The organism is Actinomadura sp. J1-007, assembly GCF_009793335.1.
GTDB lineage: Bacteria > Actinomycetota > Actinomycetes > Streptosporangiales > Streptosporangiaceae > Spirillospora > Spirillospora yumaensis.
Window position 1 is genome coordinate 989,730 of sequence record NZ_WING01000003.1, and the last position, 19,735, is coordinate 1,009,464.

The 19,735-nt window shown below is 73.5% G+C and carries 17 protein-coding genes; 11 read left to right on the plus strand and 6 right to left on the minus strand.

All coding sequences use genetic code 11. The features are described from left to right. Positions 1-51 precede the first annotated feature (51 nt). Entirely contained in the window at positions 52-1,131 is a 1,080-nt protein-coding gene (locus GEV43_RS45855; protein ID WP_160826827.1) for a YafY family protein, read from the minus strand. Positions 1,132-1,222: 91 nt separating this feature from the next. Between GEV43_RS45855 and GEV43_RS45860 the strand changes: the two genes are divergently transcribed. Together GEV43_RS45860 and GEV43_RS45865 are read left to right on the plus strand one after the other, a co-directional pair. After that, complete coding sequence (locus tag GEV43_RS45860) at positions 1,223-1,621, plus strand: VOC family protein (RefSeq protein ID WP_160826828.1); 399 nt, start codon at positions 1,223-1,225, stop codon at positions 1,619-1,621. A gap of 65 nt (positions 1,622-1,686) precedes the next feature. Beyond that, positions 1,687-2,073: a hypothetical protein gene (locus GEV43_RS45865; RefSeq protein ID WP_160826829.1), complete on the plus strand. Its 387-nt coding sequence runs from the start codon at positions 1,687-1,689 to the stop codon at positions 2,071-2,073. A 79-nt stretch (positions 2,074-2,152) separates the two neighbouring features. On the opposite strand, the gene GEV43_RS45870 is transcribed toward GEV43_RS45865, so the two are convergent. After that, positions 2,153-4,369, minus strand: coding sequence for an Orn/Lys/Arg decarboxylase N-terminal domain-containing protein (locus tag GEV43_RS45870; RefSeq protein ID WP_160826830.1), 2,217 nt, complete (start codon positions 4,367-4,369; stop codon positions 2,153-2,155). A gap of 199 nt (positions 4,370-4,568) precedes the next feature. Between GEV43_RS45870 and GEV43_RS48965 the strand changes: the two genes are divergently transcribed. Both GEV43_RS48965 and GEV43_RS48970 read left to right on the plus strand, forming a co-directional pair. After that, the gene (locus GEV43_RS48965) at positions 4,569-5,342 is read left to right on the plus strand and encodes a serine/threonine-protein kinase (protein WP_206681746.1); all 774 of its coding nucleotides are present in this window, start codon (positions 4,569-4,571) and stop codon (positions 5,340-5,342) included. Continuing rightward, positions 5,273-6,076 carry a hypothetical protein gene (locus tag GEV43_RS48970; protein WP_206681747.1) on the plus strand — a complete coding sequence of 268 codons (804 nt, stop codon included), beginning with the start codon at positions 5,273-5,275 and terminating at the stop codon, positions 6,074-6,076. Before GEV43_RS48965 ends, GEV43_RS48970 begins: the two co-directional genes overlap by 70 nt. 29 nt (positions 6,077-6,105) lie before the next feature. On the opposite strand, the gene GEV43_RS45880 is transcribed toward GEV43_RS48970, so the two are convergent. Both GEV43_RS45880 and GEV43_RS45885 read right to left on the minus strand, forming a co-directional pair. Continuing rightward, positions 6,106-7,218 carry a hypothetical protein gene (locus tag GEV43_RS45880; RefSeq protein ID WP_160826831.1) on the minus strand — a complete coding sequence of 371 codons (1,113 nt, stop codon included), beginning with the start codon at positions 7,216-7,218 and terminating at the stop codon, positions 6,106-6,108. Positions 7,219-7,289: 71 nt separating this feature from the next. Then, positions 7,290-8,213 carry a carbon-nitrogen hydrolase family protein gene (locus GEV43_RS45885; protein ID WP_160826832.1) on the minus strand — a complete coding sequence of 308 codons (924 nt, stop codon included), beginning with the start codon at positions 8,211-8,213 and terminating at the stop codon, positions 7,290-7,292. A 127-nt stretch (positions 8,214-8,340) separates the two neighbouring features. Here GEV43_RS45885 and GEV43_RS45890 point away from each other — a divergent pair, with 127 nt between their 5' ends. The 5 genes from GEV43_RS45890 (at position 8,341) to GEV43_RS45910 (ending at position 14,613) form a co-directional block, all read left to right on the plus strand. Next, a complete protein-coding gene (locus GEV43_RS45890) occupies positions 8,341-8,997 on the plus strand; it encodes a TetR family transcriptional regulator (protein ID WP_160826833.1) in 657 nt (218 codons plus the stop codon). A 75-nt stretch (positions 8,998-9,072) separates the two neighbouring features. Next, positions 9,073-10,632, plus strand: a complete 1,560-nt coding sequence (locus GEV43_RS45895; RefSeq protein WP_160826834.1) for an FAD-dependent monooxygenase — start codon at positions 9,073-9,075, stop codon at positions 10,630-10,632. A 122-nt stretch (positions 10,633-10,754) separates the two neighbouring features. Further along, a complete protein-coding gene (locus tag GEV43_RS45900; protein ID WP_160826835.1) occupies positions 10,755-12,293 on the plus strand; it encodes a DNA mismatch repair protein MutS in 1,539 nt (512 codons plus the stop codon). Then, the gene (locus GEV43_RS45905) at positions 12,290-13,786 is read left to right on the plus strand and encodes a DNA mismatch repair protein MutS (protein ID WP_160826836.1); all 1,497 of its coding nucleotides are present in this window, start codon (positions 12,290-12,292) and stop codon (positions 13,784-13,786) included. Before GEV43_RS45900 ends, GEV43_RS45905 begins: the two co-directional genes overlap by 4 nt. Before the next feature lie 2 nt (positions 13,787-13,788). Continuing rightward, on the plus strand, positions 13,789-14,613 hold the full coding sequence (locus GEV43_RS45910) for an alpha/beta fold hydrolase (protein ID WP_160826837.1): 825 nt from the start codon (positions 13,789-13,791) through the stop codon (positions 14,611-14,613). Positions 14,614-14,695: 82 nt separating this feature from the next. Here GEV43_RS45910 and GEV43_RS45915 read toward each other — a convergent pair whose 3' ends face one another. Together GEV43_RS45915 and GEV43_RS45920 are read right to left on the minus strand one after the other, a co-directional pair. After that, on the minus strand, positions 14,696-15,400 hold the full coding sequence (locus GEV43_RS45915) for a TetR/AcrR family transcriptional regulator (protein ID WP_309240347.1): 705 nt from the start codon (positions 15,398-15,400) through the stop codon (positions 14,696-14,698). Positions 15,401-15,742: 342 nt separating this feature from the next. Then, entirely contained in the window at positions 15,743-16,609 is an 867-nt protein-coding gene (locus GEV43_RS45920) for an alpha/beta hydrolase family protein (protein ID WP_160826838.1), read from the minus strand. 183 nt (positions 16,610-16,792) lie between these two features. On the opposite strand from GEV43_RS45920, the gene GEV43_RS45925 reads away from it, so the two are divergent. Together GEV43_RS45925 and GEV43_RS45930 are read left to right on the plus strand one after the other, a co-directional pair. Further along, positions 16,793-18,679 (plus strand): class I SAM-dependent methyltransferase, encoded by a 1,887-nt coding sequence (locus GEV43_RS45925; protein ID WP_160826839.1) that lies wholly within the window; start codon positions 16,793-16,795, stop codon positions 18,677-18,679. Continuing rightward, positions 18,676-19,629 (plus strand): alpha/beta hydrolase family protein, encoded by a 954-nt coding sequence (locus tag GEV43_RS45930; protein WP_160826840.1) that lies wholly within the window; start codon positions 18,676-18,678, stop codon positions 19,627-19,629. Before GEV43_RS45925 ends, GEV43_RS45930 begins: the two co-directional genes overlap by 4 nt. The last annotated feature ends 106 nt before the right edge of the window (positions 19,630-19,735 follow it).

Sequence of the window (19,735 nt, forward strand, 5' to 3'; positions counted from 1 at the left end):
CCCGGACCGCGGGCGTAGGGAGGCGCTCGCGGTCCGGCCGGGCCGTCGCCCTCAGGTGCGGCGGGCGTGGGAGGCGAGGCGGTCGGCGAGCGCGATGACGAGGTCGCGCAGCTCGTCGGGGCGCTCGATGACGAACGGCCGGTCGAGCGAGGCGAGGACCGGGGGCAGCCAGTCGAGCCGTTCCGCCCGTATCTCCACGCGCCACCAGCGCTCGCCCGCCGGGCCCTCGCCCGCGGGGTGCTTGCCCGCCGGGCCCTCGCCCGCCGGGCCCTCGCCCGCCAGGCCCTCGGCCGCCGGGTCCTCGGCCGCCGGGTCCTCGGCCGCTGCGGGCTCGGCCTCCTCCACGCGGGCGACGGCGGCGGGAAGGCGGGCTCGGATCTGCTCGACCGTCCCGTGGATCCGCAGAACCACCTCGTGCCGGTAGTCGGCCGTGGCGAACCCCGACAGCACGCGCTGCGCCGGGTCCGGGCCCGCGGGCGCCGCGAACGAGCCCGGCAGCGCCCTCGCGTCCGCGATCCGGTCGAGCCGGAAGGTCCGGTCCTCGCCGGCCTCCGGGTCCGCGCCCGTGACGTACCACCGGCCCGAATGCGCGACGATCCCGTACGCGTGCAGCGTCCGGTCGCTGCGCCGGCCGTCGCGGTCGGTGTAGCGGATCGCGACCGGCCGGCGGTGGCGCACCGCGTCGGCGACGGTGAGCAGCACCTCGGCGTCCGGGGCGGGGAACTCGCGGGGCGGCGCCGTGAAGTCCAGCGACTCCAGGACGGTGTCGAGCCGGTCGGCGAGGCGCGCGGGCAGCACGCGCTGGATCTTGGCCGCCGCCGTCTCGTTCGCCGTGCCCTCCGCCGTCGCGAGTCCCGCCCGGCGGCCGGCGATCAGACCGAGCAGGACGGCGAGCGCCTCGTCGTCGCTGAACACGAGCGGGGGCAGCCGGTAGCCGCGGGCGAGCCGGTACCCGCCGTAGCGGCCGCGCACCGACTCCACGGGCACGTCGAGGTCGACGAGCTGGTCCACGTACCGGCGGACGGTGCGCCCCTCGACGCCGAGCCGGTCGGCGAGCTCGGCCACCGTCCGGGTGCCGCCGGACTGGAGCAGCTCCAGGAGTCGCAGCACGCGGCCGGCGGGACGGGACATGGGAGAAGTCTATGCGAATAGTGGACTGTTTCTGTCCACTATTCGATCTAGCCTGTGACGTGCAGATACACGACCGACCAAGGAGATCGCCATGGACTTCGTCTCGATCCGCGTCATCACCGCCGACGTCGCGCGCCTCACCGGGTTCTACGAGCGGGCCACGGGGGTCTCGGCGACGCGGCCCACCGAGGACTTCAGCGAGCTGAGGACCCCGACCGCCACCCTCGCGATCGCGAGCACGCGCACCGTCCCGCTGTTCGCGCCGGACTCCGCACGCCCGGCCGACAACCGCAGCGTGATCATCGAGTTCCTCGTGGACGACGTTGACCGCGCGCACCGGGACCTGGCCGAGGCCGGCGTCGAGTTCGTCAACGAGCCCACCACGATGCCGTGGGGCAACCGGTCGCTGCTGTTCCGCGACCCCGACGGCAACCTCGTCAACTTCTTCACCCCGGTCACTCCGGAGGCCAAGGAGAAGTTCGCCCGTTGACCCCGCGCCCGGCCGCCGCACGGGGCGCGTGGCGGCGCGTTGAGGGGGTGGTCCACACTCGTGGCATGGGTCCGTACGTGTTCGTGATCGAGTGCCATGCCGTGGAGCCCGGCGGGCGGTGGGCCCGCGTCCCCGGCGATGGGGGCAGCGGGATCGAGATGTACGGGGGCTCCGCGGCGGAGTTCGCGAACGTGCTTCTCGACCGGTGTTCCGCCCGGATCGCCGAAGGGGGCGGATGGTCGACCGAAGGGCCGTTCCAGCTCCGTGCGCGCGTCTGGTCCGAGTTCGCCGGAGCCGACGACGAGCCCCTGCCCGGGCTGGAGAGCCGCACCGCCGACCGCTGCTGGGAGGTGTTCGACCGCTTCGGGATCAGGACCGATGCCGAGGAGATCCGCGGATCGGCCGAGGTTCGCCGCCGGCTCCCGGACGGGTCCGCGGCGGGTCACGGCTGAACGGGCCGGGAGCGCACGGTCAACGGCCGGCCCGGTCCGGCGCCCCGGACGGAGCGCGTCGCCGTGGTGGCCGTGGCGGTCAGCGTGCCACGACCTCCACGCGGTAGCGCCCGTCCGGGGCCCGGTGGACTCCGTGGATCTCGGTGGCCAGTTCGGGGAAGGCCAGGTCGAACGACTCCAGCGCGCGCAGGTAGGTCACCAGCGGGCCCTCGGCGGGCCCCGCCAGCTCGCCCGGCATCAGCATCGGGATCCCGGGCGGGGTGACGACGACGGTGGCGGCGGCGACCCGTCCCGGCAGGCCGTCCAGGGGAACGCGCTCGGTGCGGTCCCGGATGAGGGCCTGGTGGCAGTCGGACGGCGTCAGGACGGGCTCGGGCAGGTCGGTGAAGACCTGGTCGAGCAGCAGGTCGAGGTGCGCGTCGCGCAGCGTGCCGTGCACCCGGTCGCAGAACGCGCGCAGCGTGACGCCGGGCGGACCGAGGCCCGGCAGCAGGGCGTCGAGGGCGACGCCGTCGTCGTAGGCGTTCTTGAAGTCGATGAGGGCGTCGATCAGCGTGCCCCACTTGCCCTTGGTGATGCCCATCGAGAACAGCACCAGCAGGGTGTGGTCCCCGGTCTTCTCCACCACGATGCCGCGCCGCTGGAGGTAGGCGGCGACGATCCGGGCCGGCACGCCCTCGTCGAGGGTCCCGGTGACGGCGTCCGCGCCGGGGCAGGTGATCGTCACCTTGATCGGGTCCAGCAGGCAGTAGCCGTCCTCCAGGCCGTCGAACCCGTGCCAGGCGGCCCCCGGCTCCAGCGTCCAGCAGCCGGGATCGGCGGCCAGCAGCGCCGGGTCGGCGTCGGCGAAGGCGGCCGAGCGGCCCGTGCGCGGATCGGTGACGCCGGGCGGCTGCCACACGCCGAAGAACCAGCCGGGCCGTCCGCCGTCCTCGCGGACGCGGACGGCCAGCCGCGCCATCGCCTGCCGGAACCGGACCGCCTCCACGATGGCCTCGCCCGTGAGGAACGACCCGGACGGGCCGTCCATCATCGCCGCCGCGACGTCCAGCGAGGCGATCATCGGGTAGAGCGGCGAGGTGGAGGCGTGCATCAGGTACGTCTCGTTGAAGCGGTCGTAGTCCACCGGGGCCCGCTCGGACGGGCGGACGTGCAGCATCGCGGACTGCGAGAGGGCGGCGAGCAGCTTGTGCGTGGACTGGGTCGCGAACACGGTCGGGCGCCGCTCGCCCGGCAGGGTCCGCTCGTCCACCGCCATGCCGTACCGCCGCGCGTACAGCGGGTGGAACCGCGCGTAGGCGAACCACGCCTCGTCGAAGTGCACGCGCGGGACGGACGCGGACAGCAGGTCCCCGACGCGCACCGCGTCGTGGCACAGCCCGTCGTACGTCGAGTTGGTGATCACCGCGTACGTGGGGTCCCCCGCCGCGAGCGGGTGGCCGGCGAGGCGCGCGCGCACCGCCGCCCGCTCCAGCGCGGCGGGCGGGACGGGCCCGGCGAGGCCGAGGCCGTTGCGCTCGGGGACCAGGTAGACGGGGCGCGCCCCGGTGATGGTCAGGGCGTGCTGGATCGACTTGTGGCAGTTGCGGTCGACCAGCACGGTGTCGTCCCGCGCGATCGCGTGGTGCGCGACGACGCGGTTGGCGGTCGAGTTGCCGTTGACCACGAAGAACGTGCGGTCCGCGCCGAAGACCCGGGCGGCGTTGCGTTCGGCGTCGCCGATCGGGCCCGTGTGGTCCAGTGGGGACCCCAGTTCGGGGACGGAGATGGACAGGTCGGCGCGCAGCAGGTTCTCTCCGAAGAAGTCGAAGAACGCCCGGCCGACCGGTGATTTCAGGAACGCGATGCCGCCCGCGTGCGCCGGGGTGTGCCAGGAGTAGCGATGGCGGTCCTCCATGCGCCGCAGGGCGCCGAAGAACGGCGGCAGGAGCTGCTCGCCGTACTGCTCGGCCGCGTGCGTGATGCGCCCGGCGATGAAGCCGGGGGTGTCCTCCAGCGGGAAGACGTAGCCCTGGATGACCTCGTACACCCACAGCGGGGGCTCCTCGCCGGAGGCCACCAGGAACACCGGCAGGCGGCGGAAGCGCTCGGCCACCGCCCGCAGCACCCGCTCGGCCTCGGGCAGGTCCCAGGAGAGCAGCACCGCGCCCAGCGAGGCGTCCGAGCCGATCACCGCCAGGGCGTCGTCGCCGCGGTTCGTCCAGCGGGTCGGGAAGCCGGACTCCTCCATCGCCGAGCGCACGCGGCGGACCTGCCCGGCGAGCGCCGTGTCCGCGTCGCGACCGTCCGTGATCATGACAAGGATCGTTCGATGCACTGGTGGCTCCAGGGGGGATCGGGAGGTGCGCCCGAGGTCTACCCTCCACACCAGATCGTTACGCTGTGCGCCTTATCGGTCACGCAACGCCCGCGAGGGTCACGGCGGCGTCCCGTCCGGGCGGGCCGGTTCGGACGGCGGGCGCCGTCCTCCGGCGGGTGGACTAGTTTTCCTTGCTGTGGCTGAGGATCTCGGACGGGTGCTGGCCGGGCGTTACCGGCTGGCCGAACTGCTGGGGCAGGGCGGCATGGGGGCGGTCTGGCGCGCCCACGACGCGGAGCTGGACCGCGAGGTCGCCGTCAAGGAAGTGCGGCTGCCGGACGGCCTCGACCAGGCGCAGCGCGCGTCGTGGATCGCGCGGCTGGACCGGGAGGCGCGCGCGGCGGCGCGGCTGACGCATCCGGGCATCATCACCGTGCACGACCGGATCACCGGCGAGGACGGGCGGCCGTGGATCGTCATGGAGTTCGTGCGGGGCCGTTCGCTGGACGACCTGCTCAGGGCGGAGGGGCCGCTGCCCGCGCGGCGGGTCGCCGAGCTCGGCCTCCAGGTCCTCGACGCGCTGCGCGCCACGCACCGGGCGGGCATCACGCACCGCGACATCAAGCCCGCGAACGTCCTGCTCGACGGCGACCGCGCGATCCTGACCGACTTCGGCGTCGCCGCCGTCGAGGGGGACGCCACGTTGACCCGTTCGGGGGCGCTGCTCGGGACGCCCGCGTTCATGTCCCCGAGCAGATCCGCGGGGAGGCGGCGACGCCCGCGTCCGACCTGTGGTCGCTCGGCGCGACCCTGTACCGGGCCGTCGAGGGCCGCCGGCCGTTCGAGGGCGGGAACCCGGGCGCGGTCTTCGTCGCCATCGCGACGGAGCCGCCGCTGCCCGTGTCCAAGGCCGGTCCGCTCGAACCCGCGCTCACCGGCCTGCTGCGCAAGGACCCCGCCGAACGCCTGACCGCCGACCGGCTCCACGAGCTGCTGACCCGCGCCGCGCAGGAGCCGTGGGTGCCCGTGGTGCCGGCCCCGGCCCCGCCCCCGCACGCTGAAACGCCGCCCTCTTTCAAGCGGCCGTTCCCTCCCCCGGTGCCGACGGGTTCGGCGCCGGGGGCTTCGGGGCGGCGGCGGGTCGCCGTGCTGGTGACGGCAGCGGCGTTGGCCGCCGCCGTGCTGATCGGCGCGGGCGGGTACGCGGCGGTGCGGATGGCGTCGGACTCCGGCCACAAGGGCAAGGAAGGCGGCTCGAACGGCGCGTACAGCGGCAGGCTGCACGTACCGATGCAGCTCCGGGAAGTGCGCGCCGAGAGCCCGGCGCCGTGCGGGAACGCGAGGACGGCGAGCAGCGACGGCCGCACCTGCTACGAGCTGGGCGGCGGTTTCGCGGTCTCCGCGGTCAACGAGATCAGGATGCGGCCGGCGGACCCCGGGCAGGGCTCCCCGACGCCGCTGCTGGCCGTGAGGCTCACGAACGCCGACACCGCGCGGTTCGTACAGCTGACCGAGAAGGCCGCCGCGGCGTACCGCCGGGACGTGAACGCGCCCGCCGCCAAGGTGGCCGTCGTCGTGGGAGACCAGGTGGTCATGGCCCCGTTGATGATGAACGCCATTCCCGGCGGGGCGTTCGACATCAACCCGGGCGCCTCCGGCAAGACCGACCTTGAGGGCCTCTTCCGCCGCCTGGCCGGCCGCTGACCGCTCGCGGACGTGTCTCCCCACAGGTCTCAGCCGAGGATGCGGTAGACGCCGAGGTCGTCGTCGTTGACCCCGGCGGGCGTGGCCTGGTTGAGCGACGCCTCGACCCCGACCCAGCCGTGGAAGCCGCCCCGGTCGTCCACGACCTGGATCATGGGCTTGACGTGCGAGTTGCCGGTGTAGCAGTACTCGCCCCGGTCATCGGCGTGTTCGGTGTGCCAGTGCCAGAGGGTGTCGCGGCGGTGGCCGCCGGAACCGTTGGCGGGCGCTATGTAGTAAACGGTGTGCGTGGCGCCGTCGGCGGTCTCCGTCTCGGCGCCGAGGCACCGTTCGTCCGCGCAGGGGGTCCAGCGCGTGACCCAGAACGGTGCGCCGTCGCCGTGATCGACGTACCCCTGGTATCCGGTTTTCGGGCTGTGCCTGGTCTTCCACAGGTGGTAGCGGTGAACCAGCTTTGCATGGTCCGTCGCCGCGACGGAGGTCGCGGGCACCCGGTCGTCCCATGCGGCATTGCTGCCGTTTCCGAAGCCGTGAGTGGCACCGAAATTGCTGTTCCGGAACTCGACGTTGCCAAGCCTGCCGTTCGCCAGGGTGCTGAGCGTCCAGTTCTCCCATAATCCTCCGGCCCAGGAAATGTGCAGCCTGGTGCCATTCACGGTGTACGTCCCCGCGTAGGTCTGGGGCGCGCCGGTGGATTGCCAGCCTCCGGCGGTCAGCACGTTGCAGTCGCGCGGCGTGCAGTTCCTCGCGAGGACCCCTGTGTCGGCGCGCGCGACGCGCGTTCCCTGGGACCAATACCAGTGCTGCTCGGATACGGTTCCGTCGGCTGAGAAGCTGTACTGGCCCAGGCGGACCCAGTTCGCCGCGGAGGCGGCGTTCAACTGCCCGATGGCGATGGCGAAATTGGCCTTGCCCAGCGGCAACGACACGGCCTGCGCTGCCGCCGTTGGGGCGAGTGCCGTGGCGCAGAGGGGCGCCGCGGCGGAGGCCACCACGTTCACAATGGACGAGCGGATCGTTATCTCCAGGAAGTATCGTTTGCGAAGCCTGAGGCGACGTGCACGCATATCGCCCGGCCGCGGAAAGGCCGGCGGGCCGCGCATCGAACGAATCGCGCCGCCGCGCCCGGCCCCGACGATCAAGTCTTCAGAACGTCCGCCCGAATCGGCTCGGGCGACACGCGCCTTCCGCCGATTCCTCCGACAGGTCGAGTTCAGGCGTCCCGGAATTCGGTGGGGTTGTGGCGGCGGCGGTCCACCTCAAGGCGGAAGACGTCCGGTCGTGCGTAGTGGCCGGTCGGGTCGAAGTTCTGCCGTTCTCCACGGAGAACCGCAAGGTCGATGTCCGCGGTGACCAGGCGTTCCTCGCCGGACACGGGCGGGACGATCCATGCTCCGTCGGGCCCTGCGATGGCCGAACCGCCGTCGCAGGAGGAAACGCGGTCGGCGAGCTGATCGTGGAACGGAAAGTCGGTGGGGACGTCGGCATAGGAGAACAAGGCACCGGCCGCCAGCGAGTAGACCCGCCCTTCCATGGCGATGAATCTCGTGATGTCGGTCGTGTTGCGGCAGGACCCGGGCCAGACGGAGATGTGCAGTTCCTCGCCTTGGCCGTAGAGGGCTTGGCGGGCCGACGGCATCCAGTTCTCCCAGCAGATCAGACCGCCCACGGTGAGGCCGCCGACGCGGTGGGTGCGCAGTCCGTGTCCGTCGCCGGTCCCCCAGACCAGGCGTTCCTCGTGGGTGGGCATCAGCTTGCGGTGGACGCCGACGATTCCCGCGGCCGGGCAGATCGCGAGCAGGGTGCAGTAGACCGTTCCGCGGACCCGTTCGGTGATGCCCAGGTAGGTAAAGACCTTCAGGTCGCGGACGGCCGTGGTGATCGCGGTCAGTTCCGGGCCGCCCAGTTCGACGGCGGCGTTCAGATAGGCGGCGTACGCGCGTTTCTGGTCGGGGTCGTCGAACCTGGCGCCGCCGGTGTGCTTGAGCCAGAACGGATAGCCGGACAGGAACGTCTCGGGGAAGGCGAGCACCTCGACCCCGTCGGCGGCGGCGCGCGAGAGGAAGTCCAGCACGGCGGCCGTTCCCGCGGCGGGGTCCAGCCAGGGGCAGCGGGCTTGCGCGGCGGCGATACGCATGACCGCGATCCTCCCAAACCTGGGCGTTCCCCGGACACCGCGCCGCGGACGTCAGCGCGGTCCGATCCACGAAAGTTGCCGGAACGGCATCTTTGCTTTTTCGGCACGCTTTGCTAGCGTGCTCGGCATGACGGACGGCGGGGAACGGACGCACGGCGGGGAACGGCTCGGGCTACGCGAGCGGAAGAAGCGGGAGACGCGCGCGGCGCTGAGCCTCGCCGCGATCCGGCTGTGCGTCGAGCGCGGGTGGGGCGACGTCACCATCGAGGACATCGCCGAGGCGGCGAACGTGTCCGTGCGCACCTTCCGCAACTACTTCTCCGGCAAGGCCGAAGCGGTCGCGGCCAGGCACCTCGACCGGATGCTGGCGATCGCGGACGAGCTGCGCGCGCGGCCCGCCGCCGAACCCCTGTGGGACTCGATCGCCATCGCCGTACAGGCGCGGTTCGAGGCGGGAGACGACGCGGGCGGCGGGGCGGGCGAGGGGGCCGTCGCCGACGATCGGTGGAGGGACGGGCTCCGGCTGATGCTGGCCGAGCCGGCGCTGCACGGTGAGGTCGCCAAGGCGAACGCCGCCGCGGAGGACGCGCTGGCCGAGGCGGTCGCCGAACGCACCGGCACCAGCACAGCGGACGACGTGTACCCGAAGCTGGTCGCCGCCGTCGTCGGCGCGGGCAGCGCCGTGGCCGTGACGCGGTGCATGCGCGCCGATCCGCCCGTCCCGCTCGTTCCGGTGCTGCGCGAGGTGTTCGAGCGGATCGCGGCGGGCCTGCCCGTTCCTTAACGAGGTTTCCAGACCGTCCCGGCCGCCGTCCGGCCGGTTCGGCATGCCCTTTTGTTCATGTTGAGGAGAACGCTGATGCTTGCCGATGCGGTGATCGTCGGAGGCGGCCCGAACGGGCTGATGCTGGCCTGCGAGCTGAGCCTGGCGGGCGTCCGGCCCGTCGTGCTGGAGCGCCTGCCGCGGCCGAGCGAGGAACCGAAGGCGAACGGCCTGCTCGGGCAGGTCGTGAAGCTGATCGACCACCGGGGCCTGTACGAGCGGCTCAGCGGCAGCCCCGGGCCGCCTCAGCCGAACTCGGCGTACTTCATGTTCGCCGCGATGAGCATGGACCTGAGCCTGCTGGACGCGAGTCCCGTCCACGCGCTTGCGGTACCGCAGCGCCGCATCGTGCAGGTGCTGGAGGAGCGCGCCCTCGAACTCGGCGTGGACGTCCGGCGGGGCCACCAGGTCGTCGGCCTGGCGCAGGACGGCGGCTCGGTGACCGTCGACGTCGAGGCCCCGGACGCGCCGTACCGGCTGCGAGCCCGTTACCTCGTCGGCGCGGACGGCGCGCACAGCCTCACGCGCAAGCTGTCGGGCATCGGGTTCCCCGGCGTCACCTACGACCGGACGACCGCGCGGACGGCGCACGCCACCGTTCCGGCGGAGTGGCTGGATCCCGCGACCGGCGCGCTGAACGTGCCCGGCTACGGGCCCGTTCCGCCGTTCCTTCCGCAGCGCACCGAGCACGGGGGCTTCTCCTACGCGCCGCTGCCCGGCCATCCGCCGCTCGTCAGCACCATGGAATGGGACCAGCCGGAGACGGACGCTCCGATGAGCCTTGAGGAGTTGCGGGCGAGCATCCGCCGCGTCCTCGGCGCCGAGATCCCGCTCGGGCCGCCGTCCGGCGAAGGCCCGCATGTGCTGCGCCGCCTGACCGGCGGCAACACCCGGGTGGCCGAACGGTTCTCCGACCGCAGGGTCTTCCTGGTCGGCGACGCGGCGCACGTGTACGCCACCGGCGGCGGGCCGGGGCTCAACCTCGGCCTTCAGGACGCGGTCAACCTCGGCTGGCGGCTCGCCGCCGCGATCCGCGGCGGCGCCCCGGCCGGGCTGCTGGACGGCTACGAGACCGAGCGGCGGCAGGCCGCCCGCCGCATGATCCTCAACGCCCAGGCGCAGGCCGCGCTGACGGCCCCGGGCGGCGACGTCACCGCCCTGCGCGAACTGTTCACCGAGCTGCTCGGCCACCGGGACACCGTCCGGCACCTCGCCGACCTCATCGCGGGTGCCGACGTCCGCTACGACATGGGCGTGAACGACGCGCACCCGCTCATCGGCCGGTTCGCTCCGGACCTGGAGCTGCGGACGCCGGACGGGACCGTACGGCTGGCGGAGCTGACCCGGTCCGCGCGGCCGCTGCTGCTCGACCTGACGGAGGACGCGTCCGCGGCCGCGTCGCTGTCCGACTGGGACGGCCAGGTGGAGGTCGTCACCGCGCGCCCGCCGTCCCCCGCTCCCCCGGCCACGGCCCTGCTCCTCCGGCCGGACTGCTACGTCGCCTGGGCGACGTCGGCGTCCCGCCCCGGTCCGGAGGAACGCGATTCCCTCCGCAGCGCCGCGCGGCGCTGGCTCGCCGCCCCCGCCCACGCCTGACCCGAGCCCGCGGGCCGAGCCCGCGGCGGCACCGCGGGCGTCGCTTATAGGCCGCGGGTGATGTTCCGTTGTACTTTGGGCGCCGCTGGATTCTTCGGCACGGACGAGAGACCGGGGGGCGGATGAGCGTTCGCAGCATCCTGTTCGGGTCCGTCGAGGACGCCGGAGATCCGGGCGGCGCGGAACCGGAGTACTTCCGTGACCTGAACCTCGACCAGGTCGCCGGGGCGGTCGCGGAGGCGGCCGGTTCGCCGGACGTCGCGCCGTACTTCCACCGGCCGCTGCACGACCCCGCGCAGGTCGTCCACCGGCAGCGGATCTTCCGCGACCTGGAGGACCCGGCGGTGCTCGCGGTCGCCGAACGGTTCACCGCGTCGATGGCCAGGACGCGAACCCGGCTGGACGCGCTGGCGCGCCGGAAGCACCCGCCGCAGGCGGACCGCTGGTTCCTGGAGATCGTCCTCGACCACACCGCCGCGGTGGAGGGGCTCGGCGAAGGGCTCGACGCGGCCGGCGTCGCCTCGCCCGGCCTGCGGACGCTCCGCGACGACATCGCCGCGCTCGCCTCGTCCGCCCCGTTCAACGAGTTGCGGGAGGGAGCGGCGAGGCTGCGGGACCGGCTCGGCGAGGTCCGCTACGACCTGCTCCTGCGCGGCGACCAGGTCAGTGTCGCCGCGCACGACGAGGACGGCCGGTTCGACTACGCCGAACGGGTGCTCGCCAGGTTCGAGCGGTTCCGGCAGCAGCCGCCGCGCGCGGCCCCCGTGGACCGTGCGCCGGTGTACGGGCTGGACGCCGTCGAGGCCGGCGTGCTGGACCTCGTCGTCGAGCTGTTCCCCCGCCTGTTCGCCGACCTGGCCGCGTTCCGCGAGACCCATCGGGACTTCGTCTCCGCGGACGTCGTCCGCGCCGACCGCGAGCTGCGGTTCTGCCTCGGCTACGCGTCGTTCCTCGCGCCGGTGCGCGAGGCCGGCCTGCCGACCTGCTATCCAGCGGTCTCGTCCACCGGCAAGGAGCTGCTCGCCCTCGACGTCTACGATCTCGCGCTGGCCGCCAGGCCGGCCGGGCGCGCCGGGCGCGTGGTGACGAACGACCTGCGCCTGGACGGCGACGAGCGCGTGCTGGTCGTCTCCGGGCCCAACCAGGGCGGCAAGACGACGCTGGCGCGCACGTTCGGCCAGCTGCACCACCTCGCCGCGCTGGGCTGCCCCGTCCCGGGCCGGGAGGTGCGGATCCACCTGCCCGACCGGATCTTCACCCATTTCGGACGGCGCGAGGCCGTCGGCGGGCTGGCCAGCAAGCTGGAGGAGGAGCTGCTGCGGCTGCGCGAGATCCTCGAACGCGCGACGCCGCGCAGCGTCATCGTGCTCAACGAGACGTTCAGCTCCACGACGTTCGGCGACGCGCGCCTGCTCAGCGAGTCGGTGCTCGACGCGATCGTCCGGCTGGACGCGCCGTGCCTGTGGGTGAGCTTCGTCCACGAGCTGTCCCTGCTGAGCCCCACGGCGGTGAGCATGGTCAGCACCGTGGCGGACGACGACCGCACGACCCGTACGTACAAGGTGGTCCGGCGGGCCGCCGACGGCCGCGCCCACGCGCTCGCCCTCGCCGAACGGCACGGGCTGACCGGCGCGCAGATCACGGAACGGATGCGCGCATGAGGCCCGGACTGCTCTACGCCGGCGAGGGCGCGCGGCCGCACGCCGCGGTGGACGCCGAGGATCTCCAGCTCGACGCGCTGTGGGCGGCCATGGCGCGGGGCGACGAGGGCCTGTACGCCGCGGCGCGGGCGGTGACCCTCGCCCCGCTCACCGACCCGGCGGACATCGCCCATCGGCAGGAGGTCCTGCGCGACTGCACGGGCAACGCCGCGGCCGTCCGCGAGCTGCACGCGCTGGCGGACGAGGCGGTCGCCGCCGACCAGAAGATCTTCCGCGGGCCCGCCGCGCGCCCGGAGGTGCTGCTGAACCGTTCGCTGCGGGTGCTGGAGCAGTCGTTCGAGTACCTGCGGCGGCTGCGGGACTTGGCGTCCGGCCACGCGCGCGCGTTCGGCTCCCCCGCGTTCAGCCGGTTGTTCGCCTCGCTGCGCACCGAACTGGACGAGGGGTATCTCCGCGGCGCGGAGACGCTGCTCGACCAGCTCCAGTTCGAGCACGGGATCCTCGCCGAGGCGCGGCTCGGCCCCGGCAACAAGAGCGTCGGCTTCCGCCTGCACGAACCTCCCGGCAAGGGGCGCGACCCGTCCGTCCGGCGGTTCCGCAAGTCCGGGCTGGCGTTCGCCGTGCCGGCCGACAACGAGGAGACCTGGCGCGCGCTCCCCGCGTTCCGCGACCTGATCGTGGAGGAGGTCGCGCAGGCCGCCGCGGCGTCGGCCGACCACGTCCGCGACTTCCTGCTCGCCCTGCGGTCCGAGCTGGGCTTCTACGTCGGCTGCCTCAACCTCGCCGAGTCCCTCACCGGGCTCGGCCTGCCGGTCTGCGTGCCGCGGGCGCATCCCGCCGCGGGCCCGGCCCCGTCCGCGCGCGGCCTCTACGATCCGTGCCTGGCGCTGCTGCGCGGCGGAGCGGTCGGCAGCGACCTCGACGCGGGCGCGGCCGCGCTGATCATGGTCACCGGCGCGAACCGGGGCGGGAAGACGACCTTCCTGCGCGGCGTCGGGACGGCGCAGCTCATGATGCAGTGCGGGATGTTCGTCGCCGCCCGCCACTACGCGGCCCCCGTCGCGCACGGGATCTTCACGCACTTCAGGCGCGAGGAGGACCGCTCGATGACCAGCGGCAAGCTGGACGAGGAGCTGGCCCGGATGAGCGCGGTCGTCGACCGGCTGCGCCCCGGCGCGCTGCTGCTGTGCAACGAGTCGTTCGCCTCGACCGAGGAGCGCGAGGGCTCCGACATCGCCGCCGAGATCATCGGGGCGCTGACCGGCCTCGGCGTGCGCGTGGTGTTCGTGACGCACCTGTACGACCTCGCCCAGCGGTTGCACGCGGAGGCGGGAGACGACCGGCTGTTCCTCACCACCGAGCGGGACGCCGGCGGCGCGCCCACGTTCCGGATCGTCCCGGGCACGCCGTCCCCCACCGCCCACGCCCGCGACCTCTACCTGCGCGTCTTCGGCGACGACCGTCCGCCCGGCCGCAGCGCCTACCATCGGTGATCATGGAGCTGACAGAACGTTTCGAATGGCGGGGCCGGCGGATCGCCTGGGGCCGGACCGGTTCCGGGCCGGACGTGGTCCTGTGCCACGGCACGCCGTTCTCCTCGGTCCTGTGGCGGCCGTTCGCCGAGGCGCTGAGCCGCGACTTCACCGTCCACCTGTGGGACATGCCCGGCTACGGCCTCTCGTCCAAGCACGCGGAGCACCCCGTCGACTTCGGCGCCCAGGCCGACGCCTTCGCGGCGCTGCTCGGGCACTGGGGCCTGGAGCGGCCGCACGTGATCGCCCACGACTTCGGCGGCGCGGTGTCGCTGCGGACGCACCTGACCCTGGGCGTCCCGTACGCCTCGCTCATGCTCGTGGACGTCGTCGCCATCCCGCCCAGCGGGTCGCCGTTCTTCAGGTTCGTCCAGGACAACCCCGAGGTGCTGGACGGCCTCCCGGCGTACATCCACGAGAGCATCGTGCGCGCCTACATCCGGGGCGCGAGCCACCGCGGCCTCCGCGACGAGGACCTCGACGCCCTCGTCCGGCCGTGGACGGACGGCGACGGCCAGCCCGCCTTCTACCGCCAGATCGCCCAGTACGACGAACGCTTCCTGGAGGAGAACGAGCGGCGCCTGGAGAACATCGACGTGCCGGTACGGATCGTCTGGGGCCTCCAGGACACCTGGATCCCCACCACGACGGCCGAACGCCTGCGCGGCCTGATCCCCGGCACCGACCTGAACCTGGTCGACGGCGCCGGCCACCTGATGCACTACGACGCCCCCGTGGCCCTGATGAACGAGATCCGGACCTGGCTCCCCGCCCCGCAGCGCCCCTGACCTCCCGGCCGTTGCGAAGCGGCCGCCTCCGCTCTGGCCGGGCGCCGTCGCCGACGGCGGTGCGGGACGTTCCGCGGTGCCGTCAGGCGCGGTCGGCGCGGTCGGCGCGGTCGGCGCGGAGTTCGACGGCGTCGAGGAAGAGTTCGAGGGCGACCTCGAACTGGTCCTCGGCGTCCACGTCGGCCAGGTGGGGGGCGACCGCGGCGATGTTGGGGTAGCGGTCGGGGGGCAGGGCGAGGTAGTCGCGCCTCCAGGCCCCGCGGTCCCCGGCCATGGCGTCGTCGGACAGCGTGAGCTGGGTCGCCTCGAAGGCCGAGTACGCCAGCGTGATGTCGACGAGCGCCCGGTAGCAGGAGGCGGCCTCCCGGCCGCGCAGGCCCGCGTCCAGCAGCGCCCCGAGCACGATGTCGGCCCCCGCGAACTCGGCGTCGCGGCGGGCGGTGCGGCCCGCGACCAGCGCCGCCGCGTGGGGGTGGGCGCGGCAGGCCCGGCGCACCCGCCGGGCGAGGTCGGCCAGGGTGGCGCGCCATTCGGCGGAGGGGGCGAAGCCCTCCAGAGACTCGACCAGCAGCCGGTGGGTGAGCGCCAGCAGCAGGTCGTCCTTGCCGCGGAAGTGGCGGAGCACGGCGGTGTGGTCGACCCCCAGGTCCGCGCCCAGCCGCCGGAACGTCAGCGCCTCCGCGCCGTCCCGCTCCATGATCTCCATCGCGGCGTCCACGATGCGGTCGGGGGTGAGGAACCCCAGGGAGCGGCGCCGCCGTACCGGGGCGGGGGTCTGGTCGGTCACCGCGCCAGGATATCCGGCTGCGCCGGCCGCGGGTCCGGCCGGCCGCTCACTCCGCTGCTAAAGCGATTCGTCCGAACCAGTGCCGGACGACGTACCAATGGCGCACTGTATGACACAGACTGTGAGGCGGTTGCGGCGCCTTCTTCTGGAGCGCCGGGCCGGAGCGCGGCCCCCCGTCGAAACGAAGCGGGGCGGGGGCCGTGCGCCAATCGGCCGTCGGGCGGGAAGAGGTTTACCGATGCTGGCGAACGGTCGGCCGGAGAATGGATCGTTCGACGGCCGGAAGCCTTTCCGGAATGCCGGGGCGGCGCGGGTCGCGGTCCGTTCCGCGGATCTCGTGATTCATGTCAGGGAGCGCATGAGCAGGGGCCAGGCGCGGTGAAGCTCGCGTTCCCAGTAGGGCCAGCTATGGGTGCCGTCGCGGTACAGGTGGGTCGTCGGCTGGATGCCCAGGGCGCGCAGGCGGCGCAGGAACGGCCGGACGGTGGAGCGGACGATCGGCTCGGCGAGGTTGGCCGGGCTCCAGGGACGGCCGGGCGGGTCGAGCGGGCCGGGCCTGCCGGTCAGGCCGGCCGACAGGTACAGGCCCGTTCCGCGCAGCGCCGGGGCCAGGTGCAGCGGGTCGCCGGCCCGCCAGTACCGGTCCTGGACGACTGGCACGCCCCACATGCGCAGCGGGTTGACGCGTCCGGCGACCGCCGTGGCCGCCAGCAGGCCCACCGCGGTGAGCGGGGTGCGGATGGTGCACGGGCCGCTCAGCGCCGCCGCGTAGCGGAACGTTCCGGGATTGCGCGCGGCGGACAGCAGGGCCCCGTACCCGCCGCCGGAGACCCCGGCGACGGCCCGTACCGGCGCGGCGCCGTACCGGTCGCGCATCAGGTCGAACAGCTCCCGGACGTGGAAGGTCATCCACTGCGGGCCCCGGCGCCAGTCGGCGTAGCCGCCGGCGTGGCCGCCGTCGGGCATGACGATCAGCACGCCGTCGTCGCGGGCGAGTTCGAGCAGGTCGGTCTCCCGGGTCCACGAGCGGCAGTCGTCCAGGCCCCCGTGGTGCAGGGTCAGCATCGGCCAGGCTCGCCCGCCGCGCGGCGTCCAGCCCCTCGGCACGAGGACCCTGATCCGCAGTTCGCCGCCCACCGAGCCGGTGCGCACCGTCAATTCGTGCAGCCGGTCGTCCAGCCGCTCCATGTCAAGAATCTCAACACCCATGGGCCGCGATTATGGCGCGGCCTCACAGCCCGTTCCTATGAGTTCGGATGAGTCCCTGATTCAAGCCTGTCCGCGCTTTTCGACATCTATTCGTGTGGTCATTTCAGGCTGCCCGGAATTGCGTTCCCAAACCAATGGAAGGTCCCGTTCGGCCGTGGCCGAGCTGCGTTAGGAGGGTTGAGCATGGTGCTAGGGCTGATCTGCCTGGTCGCCGCCTGCATGACCGGCAACGCGATCCGGCTGCGGAGACGGCTGGCGAGGCTGGGCCGGTTGCCGGAGCCGCCCCGGCCCGGCGGGCCCCGACGCCACGCCCGGCCCGGCGAGGCCCCACGCGGCGCCCGGCCCGACGCCGGGCGCGGCGGGACCGCCTACAGCTTGATCACCGCGCGCGGGCTGGACGTGCCCGAGCCGGTGCGGGAGGCCGCCGAGGCGTACGCCCGGGAGCGCGGGCTGGGGATGCTGGACCTCGTCCCCTCCGAGCTGCCGGTGGACGAGGCGCTCGACCTGGTCCGGCACCTGGACGCCGACGCCTTCCGCGCCGACCGGCTGAGGATGGGGCGCGGCGCCTGCTACGCGCTGCTGGCCGAGACCGGCGCGGTGCGGCGCAGCGGTATCGGTGCTGTCACCGGGCTCGATCCGGACGAGCTGGGCGAGGCCACCGCGAGGCTGAGGCTTTACACCGGGGCGGCCGACCTCGCGGTGGCCGACCTTCCGGCGTGGGACCGGACGCGGTTCCGGCGGTCGCGGCTGCGGTCGCTGGCGCTGGTGATCCCGCAGACGCTGGCGCTGCCGCAGACGCTCGGGGCGGCCGCCGCCGGCTACGTGCTGATGCTGGCGTGCGCGGCGGCGGCCTGGCCGTACGGGCTCGGGGTGGCGGGGCTGTACTGCGCGCTGCCCTACGCGGTGTTCACCGGTACCGCCGTCACGCCGCGCGACCTGCACCGGGTGGCCGCGTTCCGGCTGCTGCACACCCCGCGGTCGATCTGGCGGACGTTGCGCGCGCCGCGTACCCGGTGGGAGCGGAGGCTGATCACCGAGCGGGAACGGGCGCGCACCTGGTACCGGGCGCAGATCGACCAGGGTGTCGAACGGTTCGTGGGCCCGCGCCGCGACGACTGCCCGTGGTGCGGTTCGGACCGCCTGGCCCGGCACGTGACCGCCCGCGACATCCTCCAGGGCAAGCCGGGACGGTTCGTCCTGGAACGCTGCGCCGCATGCGGGCACGTCTTCCAGAACCCGCGGCTGACCGCCGAGGGCCTGGCCTTCTACTACAAGGACGTCTACGACGGCCTCGGCGACGTCCTGGCCGAACGGATCCTCAGCTCGAACACCTCCTGGTACCTGGCGCGGGCGGCGCTGGTGCGCAGGTTCACCGAACCGGTGTCGTGGCTGGACGTCGGCACGGGCAAGGCCCATTTCTGCCGGGCGGCCCGGACCGTGCTGCCCGGAACGCGGTTCGAGGGGCTCGACCTGAGCGCCGCGATCGAGGAGGCCGCCGCGCGCGGCTGGGTCGACCGGGGCCACCGCGGTGAGTTCCCCGCGCTCGCGGAACGGTTCGCCGGACGCCACGACGTGATCAGCATGCACCACTACCTGGAGCACACCACCGACCCGGCGGCCGAGCTCGACACCGCGGTCAAGGTGATGCCGTCCGGCGGGCACCTGCTGATCGAGATGCCCGACCCGGACTCGTGGTTCGGGCGCGTGCTGCGCGGCTTCTGGGTGCCGTGGCTGGCGCCGCAGCACCTGCACATGATCCCGCTGCCGAACCTGCGGGCCGCGCTGGAGCTGCGCGGCCTGGAGATCCTCGCCGTCGAGCGCCGCGAGGCCGACCAGGGCCCCGACTTCGTCGCCTCGGCCGCGGCCGTCCTCAACCGGCTCGGCCTCGACGTCGACCGGCCGTGGTGGCCGCGCCCGCCCGGCCGCGCCGAGTACGCGCGGGCCTTCCGCACGCTGCTGCTGGCGGGCCCGCTGATGGCCCTGGCCATCGCGGCCGACGCCGTGACCGTCCCCATCGCGCGGCGCAACAGCAACGCCTACCGGATTCTGGCGAGAAAGCAGGCAGGATGAGAAAGCTCATGACCGTGCTGGCGGTCTGTCTGACCCTCTTCGCGACCGGCTCCCCCGTCCCGGCGTCGGCCGCGGCGCCGGGCGTCACCGAGAGGTGGCTCGGCAAGCGCACCCTCGACCTGACGTGGCGCTCGCCCGCCGTGGGGCAGGAAGTCAGCGCCCGGCTGCTGCTGCCCGCGGGCTGGAGCCGCAACGCGCGCCGGACCTGGCCGGTGGTGTACGCCTACCAGGGCGGACGCGACGACTACACGTCCTGGACGCGCGAGACGGACATCGAGCGGCTGGCCGCGGCCCGCGGCGTCATCGTCGTCATGCCCTCCGGCGGCGACCACGGCAGCTACACCGACTGGTGGAACGACGGGAAGGGCGGCGTCCCCCGCTGGGAGACGTTCCACACCGCGGAGCTGCTCAAGGTGGCCGCGCGCTACCGCGCCGGGCCCAGGCGCGCCGCGCTCGGCATCTCGTCGGGCGGCCAGGGCGCGATGTCGTACGCCGCCCGCCATCCCGGGATGTTCGCCTACGCCGCGTCGTTCAGCGGCTCGACCCACCTCACCATGGACGGCATGCAGGTCTTCCTGACCGCGGTGAACCTGCTGAACTCCGGCGCCGACGCCTTCCGCATCTTCGGCGTGCCCGGCCGGGACGACGCCAACTGGCGCGCCCACGACCCGTACGTGCTGGCCTCGCGGCTGCGCGGGACGGGACTGTACGTTTCCAGCGGCACCACCGGCCTCAACGGCCCGTTCACGCCGCCGGGCGCGCAGTGGCGCCTCACCCAGCTCAGCGAGATCTTCATCGGCCGGATGAACGCGTCGTTCGTCGAACGGCTCCGGGCCCTGCGCATCCCCGTCACCGCCCACATCTACGGCGACGGCTGGCACGCGTGGCCGGAGTGGACCGAGGAGCTGCACGCGGCCTGGCCCCTGATGATGCGCGCCCTCAACGCCTAGAGGGGAGGGCGGGCCGCGGGCTTCGCGCCAATAGACTGTGCCGTCCATCCGGGAGCGGCCCGACCAGGCGGCCGGTCGACGGGACCTGTCGCTCACGCCGGGGGTA

Bases quoted from the DNA above. Each gene is read 5' to 3' on its own strand.
- GEV43_RS45855 (WP_160826827.1), bottom strand. From the start codon at position 1,131: ATGTCCCGTCCCGCCGGCCGCGTGCTGCGACTCCTGGAGCTGCTCCAG.
- GEV43_RS45860 (WP_160826828.1), top strand. From the start codon at position 1,223: ATGGACTTCGTCTCGATCCGCGTCATCACCGCCGACGTCGCGCGCCTC.
- GEV43_RS45865 (WP_160826829.1), top strand. From the start codon at position 1,687: ATGGGTCCGTACGTGTTCGTGATCGAGTGCCATGCCGTGGAGCCCGGC.
- GEV43_RS45870 (WP_160826830.1), bottom strand. From the start codon at position 4,369: ATGATCACGGACGGTCGCGACGCGGACACGGCGCTCGCCGGGCAGGTC.
- GEV43_RS45885 (WP_160826832.1), bottom strand. From the start codon at position 8,213: ATGCGTATCGCCGCCGCGCAAGCCCGCTGCCCCTGGCTGGACCCCGCC.
- GEV43_RS45890 (WP_160826833.1), top strand. From the start codon at position 8,341: ATGACGGACGGCGGGGAACGGACGCACGGCGGGGAACGGCTCGGGCTA.
- GEV43_RS45895 (WP_160826834.1), top strand. From the start codon at position 9,073: ATGCTTGCCGATGCGGTGATCGTCGGAGGCGGCCCGAACGGGCTGATG.
- GEV43_RS45900 (WP_160826835.1), top strand. From the start codon at position 10,755: ATGAGCGTTCGCAGCATCCTGTTCGGGTCCGTCGAGGACGCCGGAGAT.
- GEV43_RS45905 (WP_160826836.1), top strand. From the start codon at position 12,290: ATGAGGCCCGGACTGCTCTACGCCGGCGAGGGCGCGCGGCCGCACGCC.
- GEV43_RS45910 (WP_160826837.1), top strand. From the start codon at position 13,789: ATGGAGCTGACAGAACGTTTCGAATGGCGGGGCCGGCGGATCGCCTGG.
- GEV43_RS45920 (WP_160826838.1), bottom strand. From the start codon at position 16,609: ATGGGTGTTGAGATTCTTGACATGGAGCGGCTGGACGACCGGCTGCAC.
- GEV43_RS45925 (WP_160826839.1), top strand. From the start codon at position 16,793: ATGGTGCTAGGGCTGATCTGCCTGGTCGCCGCCTGCATGACCGGCAAC.
- GEV43_RS45930 (WP_160826840.1), top strand. From the start codon at position 18,676: ATGAGAAAGCTCATGACCGTGCTGGCGGTCTGTCTGACCCTCTTCGCG.